6 protein-coding genes are annotated in these 14,622 nt (G+C 72.0%); all 6 read left to right on the top strand.

Going from position 1 to position 14,622, the window contains the following annotated elements:
• On the top strand, nucleotides 1-1,504 hold a 1,504-nt coding region (locus ACIBI5_RS53430; protein ID WP_397259423.1), incomplete at its 5' end, for a non-ribosomal peptide synthetase.
• Nucleotides 1,501-5,829: an amino acid adenylation domain-containing protein gene (locus tag ACIBI5_RS53425; RefSeq protein ID WP_397259421.1), complete on the top strand. Its 4,329-nt coding sequence runs from the start codon at nucleotides 1,501-1,503 to the stop codon at nucleotides 5,827-5,829. The genes ACIBI5_RS53430 and ACIBI5_RS53425, both read left to right, overlap by 4 nt.
• On the top strand, nucleotides 5,829-6,005 hold the full coding sequence (locus ACIBI5_RS53420; protein WP_397259419.1) for an MbtH family protein: 177 nt from the start codon (nucleotides 5,829-5,831) through the stop codon (nucleotides 6,003-6,005). The genes ACIBI5_RS53425 and ACIBI5_RS53420 overlap by 1 nt, the downstream gene beginning before the upstream one ends.
• Before the next feature lie 4 nt (nucleotides 6,006-6,009).
• Nucleotides 6,010-7,875, top strand: coding sequence for an AMP-binding protein (locus tag ACIBI5_RS53415; protein ID WP_397259417.1), 1,866 nt, complete (start codon nucleotides 6,010-6,012; stop codon nucleotides 7,873-7,875).
• On the top strand, nucleotides 7,872-13,289 hold the full coding sequence (locus ACIBI5_RS53410; protein ID WP_397259415.1) for an aminotransferase class III-fold pyridoxal phosphate-dependent enzyme: 5,418 nt from the start codon (nucleotides 7,872-7,874) through the stop codon (nucleotides 13,287-13,289). The genes ACIBI5_RS53415 and ACIBI5_RS53410 overlap by 4 nt, the downstream gene beginning before the upstream one ends.
• Nucleotides 13,286-14,392, top strand: coding sequence for a calcium-binding protein (locus ACIBI5_RS53405; RefSeq protein ID WP_397259413.1), 1,107 nt, complete (start codon nucleotides 13,286-13,288; stop codon nucleotides 14,390-14,392). The genes ACIBI5_RS53410 and ACIBI5_RS53405 overlap by 4 nt, the downstream gene beginning before the upstream one ends.
• Nucleotides 14,393-14,622: the final 230 nt, after the last annotated feature.

Raw genomic sequence — 14,622 nt, 5'->3', positions numbered from 1 at the left:
CGACTGGACCCACACCGACACCCCGGTACTCAACCTCGACCAACTCGACACCGGCCACCACGACGACACCAACCCCAACCTGCCCATCAACCCCGACGACCCCTTCTACCTCCCCTACACCTCCGGCAGCACCGGAACCCCCAAAGCCACCCTCGTCCCCCACCGCGCCATCCCCGGCTTCTTCCTCGGCGCCGGCTACGCCTCCTGGACCCCCCACACCACCGCACTCCTGCACTCAGCCCTGTCCTGGGACCTCCACCTCCTCGAAATCCTCCCGCCCCTGACCGCCGGATCCCGCCTCATCATCCACACCGACCCCGACACCAACCCCCTCACGGTCGCCCACACCGCCCACGCCACCCACGTCACCACCCTCTTCCTGTCCACCGCCTCCTTCAACACCGTCATCACCACCCAGCCCCACCTCCTCACCAACATCCACCACCTCATCTTCGGCGGCGAAACCGCCATCCCCACCCACGTCGCCACCGCCCTGGCCACCCTCCCCCACACCCACCTCTACAACGCCTACGGACCCGTCGAAACCACCGTCTGGGCCATGATCCACCCCATCACCCCCGACGACCTCGACCAGCCCGGCATCCCGCTCGGCCGTCCCCTCGGCGACCGCCGCATCCAGCTCCTCAACCCCGACCTCACGCCCACCCCGCCCGGCCAGATCGGCCACCTCCACATCAGCGGCCCGGGACTGGCCCACGGCTACCTCAACCAACCCGCCACCACCGCGCGGCACTTCACCCCCGACCCCACCGGACCGCCCGGCAGCCGCCGTTACGCCACCGGCGACCTCGCCCAGCACACCCCCGACCGCCGGCTCATCTTCCACGGCCGCAACGACACCCAGCACAAGATCCGCGGCTACCGCGTCGAACTCGCCGAGATCGAATCCCGCCTCCTCACCCATCCGAACGTCGCCCAGGTCGCCGTCACCACCCACCCCGACCCCACCGGCACCCTGCGGCTGAACGCCTACCTCACCACCCACGGCGACCGGCCCACCCCCGACCAGCTCCGCAACCACCTCAAACCCCACCTGCCCGACTACATGATCCCCACCGGCTACCACTACCTCGACGCCCTCCCCACCACCCACAACGGCAAGATCAACCGCAAGGCCCTGCAACCACCCCAGCTCGACGCCCCACCCCGGCAGCCCGCCGCCACCCCTCTGCACCACACGCTCACCCAGATCTGGAGCAGGTCGCTCGGCTTCGCCTCGCTGGCCGTCGACGCGGACCTGTTCGAGCTGGGAGCGCACTCCTTCACGGTCGCCAAGGCCAAGGCCCGCATCGCCGTCGCCTTCCAGATCGATCTCCCGCTGCGCGTCTTCTATACCGCGCGCACCATCGACGACCAGGCCGAGGCCCTCATGGAACGAGCGCCGTCACGCCCCACGCTGCTGCGCCGCGCCGAGGAGATCGCCCCCCTGTCAGAACTCGACGACCAGGCATGGGTCGCCGCCGTCGCCCGGGTGCCGTCATGACGGCCCTGTCGTACGGCCAGCACACCCTGTGGATCGCCGACCGCCTCAGCCCCGGCACCCCGCTGCACAACGTCCCCTGGGTGCTCCCGCTGACCGGACCCGTGGACGAGGACCGGCTCAGGGCGGCGCTGAACGCCGTCGTCGCCAGGCACGCGATCTTACGCACCGGTTATGTGCCCGCCGTGCCCGAACCGCGGCAACAGGTCCGCCCGGCCGCCGACATCGGCCTGCCGGTGCGGCAGTGCCGCACCGACCAGGTCCGCGACGTGATCCACGACGAGGTCCGCCGGCCGTTCGACCTGGAACGCGAGTTGCCCGTCAGGGCGCTGCTGGTGCGGTCGGACACCGCCACCCTGATCGTGGTCTTCCACCACGCCGCCTGCGACGAGCTGTCACTGGAGATCTTCCAGCGCGAGCTCGCCACGCTCTACGCGGGGGACACCCTGCCCACGCTCGCCTGGCAGTACGCCGACTACGCGACCTGGCAACGCGAACGTGACGCGCGTGCCGACCTGGACTACTGGGCCCGGCGGCTCCAGGGCGCCCCCGGCCGCCTGGACCTGCGCACCGACCGTCCCCGCCCGCCGGTCAGGACGGTCGAGGGCGCGACCTACGACTTCGACCTGCCTCCGGCGCTCGCCGTACAGGTGCGCAGACTCGCCGCCGCGGCCGGGGTCTCGTCCTTCACGATCCTGTTCACCTCGTTCAACGTGTTGCTGCACCGCTACACGGGCCAGGACGACCTGGTGATCGGCTGTTCGACGGTGGTCAGAGACCGCATCGAGCTGGAAGAGCTGATCGGCCACTTCGTGGCCCTGCTGCCGGTGCGCACCCGGATCGAGGGCGAGCGACGTTTCGCCGACCTGCTGGACACGGTGTGGCAGGGGGTCATGGACGACTTCGAGCACCGCCATGCCCCGCTCGGCCGGCTGTCCGCGGGGCAGCGCCCGCACGTCGCGTTCGGTGTGCACACCACGCCCGCCGCGAAGACGGTACGGCTGGGCGAGGCGAGCGGAATCCCCCAGGTGCACACGACCGGGACGGCGAAGTTCGACCAGCTGTGGTCGATCTTCGACGACGGCCTGGACCTCCGCGGCGAGATCGAGTACAACTCCGGCCTGTTCGACTCCGCGACCATCGAGCGCATGGCGGCGCACTGGCTGACCCTGCTGGCCGCCGCGGTCGAAGCGCCGGACACCCCGGTCGCCGACCTGCCGCTGATGACCCGGGCCGACAAGTCCGTCGTCGCCGTCACCAGCCCGGTACGCGGCGCGCGGAACGCCTGCCTGCACGAGCGCTTCGAGACGACGGCCGCCGCGCACGCCGACCGGCTCGCCACCGACATCACCTATGCCGAGCTGGACCGGCGATCCTCCCGCCTGGCCCACCACCTGCGCGCCCGTGGCGTGGGCCGGGGAGATCACGTCGGTCTCCTGCTGGAACGCACCCCACGCCAGGTGGAGGCCATCCTCGCCGTGCTGAAGGCGGGCGCCGCCTACGTCCCCATCGCGCCCGGCACCCCACCGGAGCGCGTCGCGTTCATCGTCGCCGACGCCGGTGTCAAGGTCGTGCTGGCCGACCGGGCGGGCGAAGGTGTCACGATCGGCCTGCGTGAGGAGGAGCGCGAGATCGCCGCCCGCCCCACCGGCCGCCTGGAGCCGCCCGGCCCCGATGCCACCGCGTACGTCATCTACACCTCCGGCTCCACCGGCCGGCCCAAGGGCGTCCCGGTCAGCCACGCCAACGTCGCCGAGCTGTTCGCCGCCGCGGAAGAGCGCTTCACCCCCGGCCCACGGGACGTGTGGACCCTCTTCCACTCCTACGCCTTCGACTTCTCGGTGTGGGAGATCTGGGGTGCTCTCCTGTACGGCGGGCGGGTCGTCACCGTTCCCCGGCAGGTCAGCAGGTCGCCCGAGGCGTACGCCGATCTCCTGCGGCGCGAGCGGGTGACCGTGCTCAGCCAGACGCCCTCCGCGTTCGCCCAGCTCACCGCCCTGGTGGAGGAGTCGCCGCGGGTCCTGCGCGATCTGCGCTGGGTCGTCCTGGGCGGCGAGGCCCTGCGACCCCAGCAGGTCAGGCGGTGGTTCGCCGCGGGGGCGGCGCCGCAGGCCCGGTTGTGCAACATGTACGGCATCACCGAGACCACCGTGCACGTCACCGGCTTCGACATCACCCCCGAGACGCCGTTCGAGCGCTCGGTCGTCGGGCGTCCGCTCGCCCACCTGTCGGCCGAGGTGCTGGATCCGCGCGGGCATCCCGTCCCCGTGGGGGTGCCGGGCGAGCTGGTCGTCGGCGGCTACGGGGTGGCGGGCAGCTACCTGGGCCGTCCCGGGCTCACCGCCCAGCGGTTCCGCCCCGACCCCGCCGTCCCGGGCGCCCGGCGGTATCACAGCGGCGACCTGGCCCGCTGGCTGCCCGACGGGAATCTGGAGTACCTGGGCAGGATCGACGACCAGGTCAAGATCCGCGGGTTCCGCATCGAGCCCGGCGAGATCCATCAGGTGCTGATGGAGCATCCCGCGGTCCGCTCCGGCGCGGTCGTGGCCACCGACGGCCGGCTGATCGCCTACGCCGTGCTGAGCGCCGAGGCCACGACGGGTCAGATCCGAGCGCATCTGGCGGGCCGGCTGCCGGACTACATGGTGCCGTCGGCGGTCATCGTGGTGGATCGGATACCGCTGACCGTCAACGGGAAGGTCGACCGGCGCGCCCTGCCGACGGCGGGCCGGGCCGAGAAGGTCTACGACCCGCCCCAAGGGCCCGTGGAACAGGCACTCGCCGCCTCGCTGTCGGAGGTGCTGAAGGTGGAGCGGGTGAGCAGGCAGGACTCCTTCATGGACCTCGGCGGCGACTCCGTACGCGCGGTGCAGGTCGTCGGGAGGTTGCGGCGGGCGGGCTACACGCTTCCGCTGGACGTGCTGTTCACCCATCCCACCGTCGCCGCGGCGGCCGATCAGGCGACACCGGCCGCGCCGGCCGCGGACGCCCAGCCGTACGGCCAGCTCGACGACCGTGACCTTGAGCGGGCGGCGGCGATCGACGGCCTGGTGGACGCCTACCCGATGACCGCGATGCAGCTCGCCATGGTCTACCACATGGAGCTGGACCCGGAGCTGCGGCCGTACCAGAACGTCAACAGCTACCGGGTCGCGGCGCCCCTGGACGAGGCGGCGCTGGAACGGGCCGTACGCGAGGCGGCCGAGCGTCATCCCGTGCTGCGGACCTGCTTCGACCTGACGTCGTTCGGCGAGCCGATGCAGCTCGTGCGCGCGTCGGCCCCACTCCCGCTGGCGATGGGCGACCTCACCGGGACCGATCAGCACAAGGAGATCACCGCGCTCGTCGAACGCGAGTGGTCGGCACCCTTCGACCTGGGCCGGGCGCCGTTGTTCCGGGTGAACGCCCAGCGGCTGTCACCGGAGTCCTTCCAGCTCACCGTCGTCGAACATCACGCGATCCTGGACGGCTGGAGCTTCACCTCCCTGCTGGCCGAGCTGATCAACCGCCACGCGCTGCTCAGCCGCCGGCCGCGGACGCCTCCGCAGCCCCCGCCGGCGTCCCGCTTCAGCCGGTTCGTGGCGCTGGAGCGCGAGGCCGCGGGCTCGGCCGAGTCGCTGACGTTCTGGAAGGAACGGCTGGCCGCCGCGGACGGCGCCATCTTCGGCAAGCTGCCCCCCGGGCCCACCGTCGGCAGGACCATCGAGCGTGAGGTGCCGGGCGAGCTGTCCCGCGCCATGACCAGGCTCGCCCAGAACGCGGGTGTGTCCGTCAAGAGCGTCGCCCTGACCGCCCATCTGGTGGCGCTGAGCCGGGCGAGCGGTCGTACCGACGTCGTCACCGGGCTCGGCCAGCACGGCAGGGTCGAGGAGGCGGGAGGGGCCGAGGCCCTGGGCCTGTTCCTCAACATCGTCCCCTTCACGCTGCGCCTGGACGGCGGCACCTGGATCGATCTCGTCCGGCGGGTGCACCGCGAGGAAGTCGCGATCATGCCGCACCGGCGGGTGCCGTTCGCGACCATCTCCACGTTCATGCGCGACCCCGAGCTGGCGGCCAGCTTCACCTTCAACCGCTTCCACGCGCTGGCCGGGGCGCAGATCGACGACGAGCGACTCGGATCGGCGCCCACGATGCGATACGAGCCCAACCACTTCGCGCTCAGCGCGGTGTTCGTCCAGGACCCGGCGTCCGACCGGGCGCTGCTGCTGGCCGACCATCCGTCGCCGCGGCTGCCGCACGGACTGGTCGTCGCCTACTCCAATGCCTACCTGCTGGCCGCCTATGCCATGACGGTCCGGCCGTACGCCGACTATCGACAGGAGCCTTGATGAACTACGTCGTTGTGGTGAACCACGAGGAGCAGTACTCGATCTACCCCGACGACCGCGACCTGCCCGCGGGCTGGGACGACGCCGGATTCCGCGGGTCGGAGAAGGAATGCCTGGAGCACATCGGCACGGTGTGGACGGACATCCGCCCACGCAGCCTGCGCGAACGGATCTGAGCCGATGCGCCTGATCCAGGATGCGCTGGCACACCCCGCCGAGCGTCCGGCGCTCACCCACCTGGACTACGACCACGGGGGTGAGCCCCGGAGCACCACGCTGACCTTCGGCGAGTTGCGGCGCGCGTGCGAGGCGTTCGCGCCGGCCGTCGAGCCGGGACAGCGGGTGCTCCTGCTGCACAGCATCGGGCCCGACTTCGTGGTGGAGTTCTTCGGCTGCCTGCTGGGCGGCGCCGTGCCGGTGCCCGCTCCCGAGCCTCGTACACCCCGTGACCGGTCCGCCGACAGGCTCGCGCGGATCGTGGCGGACGCCGGGATCACCGCCGCCGGCCTCACCCCGCAGGTCTCGCGCGAGGAGGTGGTGCAGCTGAGCCCGAGCCTGGCGGAGATCACGTGGCTTGGGCGTGGGGGCGGCGGCGCCGTTCCCGAGGAGAGTGGGGCGCGCGGGGAGGACCTCGCCTATCTGCAGTACACCTCGGGCTCCACCGGTTCGCCGCGCGGGATCGAGATCACTCACGACAACGTGCTGGGTCAGGCGCGGCACTTCGGGGACGCGCTGGAGATCGAGCGCGACTCGGTGCTGGTCAACTGGGCGCCGTTCTTCCACGACATGGGGCTGGTGCTCGGCCTGCTGATACCGCTGTTACGCGGCGCGCGGGTGGTGACGCTGTCGCCGCAGGCGTTCATCCGTGATCCGGAACGGTGGCTGCGCGCCATCTCCGACTTCGGCGGCACCCACTCGGCGGCGCCCGATTTCGCCTACGACCTGTGCGTGCGCAAGGTCACCGAGCAGCAGCGGTCGCGGCTGCGGCTGGACACCTGGAAGGCCGCCATCAACGGGGCCGAGCCCGTCCGCGTCGCGACCATGGACCGCTTCGCCACGACGTTCGGCCCGTGCGGGTTCCGCGCCGAGGCGATGCGCCCCTCCTACGGCCTGGCCGAGTGCACGCTGGCGGTGACGACACCCCGGCCGGGCGAGACGCCGGGCCGGTTCACCGCCGACCGGGACGCGTTGAGCGCGGGCAGCGCCAAGGCGGCGCCGGCGGGCCGGTCGCTGTCGTCGTGCGGACGGCCGCTGCCCGGCCTGGACGTCACCATCCTGTCGCCCGAGACCGGCGAGGTCCTGCCCGACGGCGCCGTCGGGGAGATCGCCGTCGCCGGCTGGGGCGTCGCCAAAGGCTTCCACGGCCGGTCCGGCGACCTGCGCGAACTTCGTACGGGCGATCTCGGCTTCTTCCACGAGGGCGAGCTCTACCTCACCGGCAGGCTCAAGGACGTGATCATCGTCCGCGGGCAGAACTACCATCCGGTGGACCTGGAGCACGTCGCCCAGGAGGTGGATCCCGCCATCCGGCCCGGTGGCCTCGCCGCGTTCCAGGACGAGGGCGCCGTCGGCCTGGCGTGCGAGATCCGCGGGGCACAGTCACAGGAGTCGCTGGCCGACATGGCCACCGCGATCCAGCGCGTGATCTCCTCCGCGTTTCAGCTCAAGCTCGACACGATCACCCTGGTCCACCTGGGGAGCGTGCCCAAGACCTCCAGCGGCAAGGTCCAGAGAAACGAGTGCCGCCGCCGGCTGGCGGCCGGCGAACTCCGCGTCCGCTACCAGTGGCGGCAGCGCGACGCGGCTCCCCAGCCCAGCGTGGCCATGCTCAGGCCGATGCTCAGGTTCATGCTCGCGAAGATCCTGGCGGTGCCGGCCGACGATCTCGCCGACGACATGCCCTTCGCCGGCCTCGGCCTGGACTCCGTAGGGGCCGAGCAACTGGCCGCCGAGCTGGAACGCATGCTCGGCGCGCCGGTACCCACCTCCCTGATCTTCGATCATCCGACGATCTCCGACCTGGCGAAAGCGCTGGCCACACCATGAACGCCATCGCCGTCGTCTCCATGGCCTGCCGGTTCCCCGGGGGCGTCGCCTCTCCCGAGGAGCTGTGGCGCTTGCTGGCCGGCGGAGTCGACGCCATCGGGGAGGTGCCGCCGTCGCGGTGGCCGGTCGACCGGCTCTACTCGGCCGACCCGGAGGAACCGGGGAAGATCAGCAGCAGGTGGGCGGGGTGCGTCGACGGCATCGAGGAGTTCGACGCGGGATTCTTCGGCCTGTCGCGCGCCGAGGCCGAGCAGCTGGATCCACAGCAGCGGCTGCTGATGGAGTCCGCCTACGAGGCGATGGAACGCGCGGGGCTGCCACCCGCCCGAGCCGGTGACTGCGGGGTCTTCATCGGGATCAGCGGCAGCGACTACGGCCGCGCCCTGGGCGGCGACCTGACCGCCATCGGCCCCTATTTCAGTACGGGACAGGCGTCGTCGATCGCCGCCAACCGCATCTCCTACACCTGGGACCTGCGCGGACCCAGCATGGCCGTGGACACCGCCTGCTCCTCGGGGCTGGTCGCCGTCGACCTCGCCGTGCAGAGCCTGCGGCGGGGCGCCTGCTCCATCGCCCTGGCGGGCGCGGTCAACCTGGTGCTCGGCCCGGCGAACTGGGTGTCGCTGTCCAAATTCGGGATGATGTCCAGCGACGGCCGCTGCCGATCGTTCGGCGCGGGCGGCGACGGCTTCGTCCGCTCGGACGGCTGTGCCGTGGTCCTGCTCAAACCCCTCCAAGCGGCAGAACGTGACGGCGACGAGATCCTGGCCGTCATCCTCGGCTCGGCGGTCGGCCAGGACGGCCGCAGCAACGGGCTCACCGCGCCGAACGGCACCGCCCAGGAAGCGGTCATCCGCAGCGCGCTGGCCGACGCCGGACTGCCCGCCGAGGCGGTCACCTATGTCGAGGCGCACGGTTCGGGCACCGCGCTCGGCGACCCGATAGAGATGAGCGCGCTGGCCCGCACCTATGGCGCCAGGGAGTCGGGGATCTGCCGGGTCGGGTCGGTCAAGTCCAACATCGGGCACGCGGAGGCGGCGGCGGGCATGGCCGGGCTGGCCAAGCTGATCCTGTGCCTGGGACGGCGCCACCTGCCGGCCTCGCTGCACGCCGATCCGCCGAACCCGCGGCTGCCGCGTAACCCCAAGGTCGAGGTGGTCACCCGGTCCATGCCGTGGACCGCGGAGGGGCGGCTGATCGGAGCGGTGAGCTCGTTCGGCTTCGGAGGAGCCAATGCCCACCTGATCGTCGCCGAGCCTCCGGCCCAGGCCGCCGGGCCAGCGCCCGCCTTCCCGAGCCCGCTGATCCTGCCGCTGTCCGCGCGCAGTCCCGGCGCGCTGCGCGCGCTGGCCGAGCGTTATGCGGAGTTCGCCGAGGACAGGCCGCTGGCCGGCATCTGCCACAGCGCCGCCGTACGCCGGGCGCATCACCCCCATCGGGCGGCCGTGATCGTGCAGGACCGGGAGCAGCTACGGCGTGACCTGCGGAATCTGCCGGAACCCGAGGCGGACGGTGTGCCCTGGCGCGATCCCGTCCTGGTGTTCAGCGGGCAGAGCCACCTCCCCGACGCCCCGGCCCTGCTGGACGAGCCTGTCTTCGCGGACGTGGTGGCCAGGTGCGAGCCGATGTTCCGGCTGCCGCTGCGGGCGATGCTGTTGGGTGCGGAGCCGATCCCCGACGGCACCGACGTGGCGCAGGCCGTGCTGTTCGCCTTCCAGGCGGGGCTCACCGACCTGTGGCGATCCCTGGGGGTGCGGCCCGCCGCCGTCGTCGGGCACAGCGCGGGAGAGACCGCGGCCGTCTACGCGGCCGGGCTGCTCGACCTGGAGCAGGCCGCCAGGGTGGCGGCGGCACGGGGCGCCGCCATGCGGCGGGCCCACGGGCGCGGCCGCATGGCGTTCGTGACCGGTCCCATGGACCAGGTCAGGCGGCATCTGGGCGAGAGCGCGGTCATCGCCGCCTACAACGGCCCCGACAGGTTCGTGATCTCCGGCGGCGACCTCGGCGCGGCCATGCGGGCGCTGCGGGGAGCCGGATGCTCCGGTCAGCCCCTGCCGGGCGACTACGCCTTCCACAGTCCCCTCATGCGGGACGTCGCCGAGGCGATGACGGCCACCGACCTCCCGGCCGCCGCCTCCGCGGGCACGGCCGTCTTCTGCTCGACCGTGCTCGGGGCGGTCGCCGGCGGCGACGCGCTCGACGCGGACTACTGGGCCCGCGGCATCGCTGAGCCGGTCCGCTTCCACCAGGCGATCGAGGCCCTCCTGACCATCGGATTCGCGTCCTTCCTCGAAGTCGGCGCGCGCCCGACCCACGCCGGCGACATCACCGCGATCGCCGACCGGCCCGTCCGCGTCGTCCAGGCCCACCGAGCCGGCAGTGTCGCCCAACCGCTCACGCGGCTCTACCGCGCCGGAGCGGACATCGACTGGACGGCCCGCCACCCCGACGGAACCTTCCTGCCGGACCTGCCCACCTATCCGTGGCAGAGGACCCGGCACTGGGCGATCACCAAGGAGTACGGCATGCACGGCGACACCGTCGTCACCATCAAGGAGCGGCTCGCCGAACATCTCAAGCTCGGCGCGGCCGACATCTCCGACCATGCGACCTTCCTCGACCTCGGCGCCGACAGCCTGGTGCTGATGAAGCTGGTGTCCTACCTCAACGACCGGTACGGCACGGCACTGCAGCCCTCGATGCTGTTCGACACCTACCCGACCGTGCGGACGCTGGCGGCCGCGATCGGAAGCACCGCAGCCCCTGAACCCGCCCCCGCCGTGAAGCCCGCTCCCGCCTTGGAGCCCGCTGTCGCCTCTGAGCCCGCCGCCGACGCGTCCCTGTCCCGGCTCGTGTCCGAGCAGCTGGTGATCATGCGGGAGCAGCTGCGCCTGCTGACCCCCGCCGCCCGCGACGAGATCCCGCCGAAGCGCGATCTTCCCCCGGCTCCCGCGATGCCGGTGCCGCATGCCGTACCGCACGGCAGGCCCGTACCGCACAGCACGCCCATACCGCACAGCAGGCCTGAACCGCTCACCGAGCCCCAGCGCCACTACGTGGCCGATCTCGTGGAGCGGATGGGCAAACGGGATGAGTCGGCCAAGAAACTGGCGGGCGCCTACCGGCCGCGGCTCGCGGAGAGCCGGCCGTGGGCGAACTTCCGCCCGGCGCTGAAGGAGCTGATCGTCCCGTTCGTCGCCGAGCGGGCCGAGGGGGCGCGGCTCTGGGACGCGGCGAGAAATGTCTACACCGACTACTGCATGGGCTTCGGCGTTCAGCTGCTCGGGCACAATCCGCCGTTCGTGACCGAGGCGATCCGCCGTCAGCTCGGCCAGACCTACTCCCTGGGCTATCAGCTCAAGCAGTCCTATGATCTGGCGGATCAGTTCTGCCAGATCACCGGTCATGATCGCGTCACCTTCTGCAACACGGGCTCCGAGGCGGTCATGGGCGCGATCCGGCTGGCCCGGCTGGCCACGGGACGCGACAAGATCGCCTACTTCGAGCGGTCGTATCACGGGCTGATCGACGCCGTGCTGGCCGACACCGGCGCTCCCGGGCTGTCACCGGCGGCCGCCGGCGAGGCGGTCGTCCTGCCCTATGGGGAGGACGACTCGCTGCGGCGGATACGGTCCGTCGCGGGCGAGCTCGCCGCGGTCGTCGTCGAGCCGGTGCAGAACAGGAACCCGTCCGTGCAGCCCGCGCGGTTCCTGGCCGAGCTGCGGCGGCTGACCGCCGAGCACGGCATCGTCCTGATCTTCGATGAGATGATCACCGGGTTCCGTATCGGGCTGCGCGGCGCGCAGGGCCACTGGGACATCACTCCGGACCTCAGCACCTACGGAAAGGTCATCGGCGGCGGCCTGCCCATCGCGGCCATCGCCGGCCGCGCCGACCTCATGGACGGCATGGACGGCGGAGCCTGGGGATACGGCGACGACAGCGCGCCCACCGCCCGGACGACCTTGTTCGGCGGCACCTTCCAGAAACATCCGCTCGCGGTCAGCGCGGCGCGTGCCGTACTGGATCATCTGGAAGCGGAAGGGCCCACGCTCTATCCGGATCTCAACGCCAGGGCCGCGCGGATCACCGACGGGCTGACGGAGATCTTCCAGGCCGAGGGCCTGCCGTACTCGATCGCCTCGTTCGGCTCACTGTGGCGGATCGAATATCGCGGTACGGCCGGCTTCTACCAGCCGCTTCCCCTGGAGATGCTCTACTACAGCCTGCTGGCAGAGGGCGTCCACGTGTGGGAGGGCAGGACGTTCTTCCTGTCCACCGCGCATGACGACCGGGACGCCGAGCACCTGCTCGACGCGGTGGAGCGGAGCGTGGGCGCCCTGAGAAAGGGCGGTTTCCTCCCTGCCGGGGAACGGCCGGAGTGGCGGGCGACGCCACAGCAGCGGCGGCTGTGGCAGATCCAGCGCGATCACGGTCCCGAGTGGACCGCCTACCACGAGACCATGCTGCTGCGCCTGCGGGGCCGGCTCGATGTCGCGGCCCTGGGCCAGGCGGTGCGGTACGTGCTGCGCCGCCATCCCGCGCTGACCGCCGCCTTCACCGAGGACGGCGCCGCCCTGCGCGGCGACCCGAGCATCGCCGGGGAACTCCAGGTGGCCGACGGTGACGACGTGCGGACCTGGACCGAGGCGCCCTTCTCGCTCGACGGCGGCCCGCTGTTCCGTGCCGCGCTCCTCCGGCAGGGGCCCGACCTGCACACCCTCGTCCTGCTCGGGCACCACCTGGTCCTGGACGGCGTGTCGGCCGGGCTCGTGCTCGAAGACCTGACGGAGGCCTATACGCGTGCCGTACGCGGTGAACGGCTGCCGCGTGGGGTGCCGCCGATCCCCGCGCTGCCCGGAGGAGCCGCCGGGGTCACTCCTCGGCCGCCCGGACCGCACGACTTCTCGCCCGCGACGCGGCGCGAGTTCGGCCTGCCTCACTGGGACGACGTGCGTGAGCGGGCGAAGCGCGAGGGGCTCACGCCGTTCAGGCTGGCGTTCCGTGCGTTCTGCGACGCGCTGCACCAGGTGACGGGGCGGGCCGAACTGCGGGTCGGCTTCCATGCCGACGCCAGGACCGGCCAGCACGCCTTCGCCGGGCACTTCCTCGACGTGGCCGTCGTCACCAGCCGCGCCGGGGAACCGCTCGACCTGACCCCGATGACCGACGCACCCGATGTGGATGTGGTCTTCGACCTCAATCCCACCCTGCCCGACCTCGCGTGGCCGGGCCTGGAGGTCGAGCTCGTCTCGCCACCTGCCAGGCACGCGAAGTACGGGCTGTTCTTCGATGTGCTCCCCACGGCCGGCACGGGCCGAGTCGAGGTGACCTATCGAACACCCTACGACGAGACCCTGATCGAACCCCTCTACGGACAGTGGATCTCATCCCTCAAGGGACCTTCATCATGAGATTGAACACCCTGACCATCCCCCTGGCGACCACCGCGCTCCTGCTCGCGTTCGCGCCGGCGGCCCACGCGGCCGCGGCGAGCACGTGCACCGTCAACGGCACAGCCCAGACGGGCACCGTCATCAACGGCACCGCCGGCAACGACATCATCACCTGCTGGGCGGGCAGCCGCGACGAAACCTCCATCCTGCCCGGCACCACCGTCAACGGCCTCGGCGGCGCCGACATGATCAGCGCCGCGGGCTCGCCCGCCGTGGACGGCGCCACGGTCAACGGCGGCGACGGCGACGACAGCATCACCCTGAGGGGCGCCGCGAGCGCCACCGGGGCCCTGGCCGTCAGATCGAGCCAGATCAACGGCGGAACCGACCACGACAACATCCTCATCTACGGCGGCGACGCGACGGCCGGCGCCGACTCCCGTGTCAACGCCGCCGTCGCCGGGGGCGGCGTCGACGCGGGGCCGGGCAACGACAACGTCTCCGTCCTCGGCGGCGTCGCCACGAACGCCGGGGGCCTGGGCGGCCACGGCGTCCTGGCGGGCACGGTCGCCGGACGGGACGGCGACGACACCATCACGGTCGGCGGCGGCAGAGCCACCGGCGCCCTCGGACACGGCGGAGACGGGCTCCTCAGCGGAGCGAGCACCACCGGCGGCGCGGGCGACGACATGATCACCGTAGGCGGCGGCGCCGGCGAAGGAGCCGCCGGCGGCGGCAACCTGTCGACCGTCACCGGCGACGCCGGAGTCGACGTCATCTATGGCGGCAACGGTGACGGCGAGATCCTCGGTGGCGACGGAAACGACCGGCTGTTCGGCGGCCTGGGAGCCGACACCGTGGACGGCGGCGACGGCGACGATCTCCTGTGCGGGGATCGCGGCAAGCACGACACCACCGCCTGCTTGAGCACCGTCGAGCAGGGCGACGGCGACGATGTCATCCGTGGAGGCGACGGCGCCGACTCCATCGACGGGCAGGGGCACACCACCAGCCAGCCCGGCGACACCGCCGACGGCGGACTGCCCGCCGCCCCTGCCGGCGGCGTGGATCCCGACACCTGCACCAGAACAGAAACCACCACCGGCTGCCGCGTCGTATGACGTGAACCGGCGCGGCGCCGGGGGCCGGCGGCTCGGGAGGAGCCGCCGGCCCCCGGCGCTCCAGGTCTTCGCGGGCCCCGGTCACGCCGATGAGGCCGTCGGACGGATCCCGGCGCGCAGCACTCCAGGACCGCGCGCGGCTCCACCGTGCCGTCGACACCGGTGGGCGAGCCCGCTCCGGCGGATCGACGCTGTTCGCCGCCGCCCCCCATGGACACGGCGGCAGAGGG

This window comes from Nonomuraea sp. NPDC050540 (assembly GCF_044457485.1).
Classification (GTDB): Bacteria; Actinomycetota; Actinomycetes; order Streptosporangiales; family Streptosporangiaceae; genus Nonomuraea.
This window is presented reverse-complemented; position numbering and strand designations above follow the sequence as displayed.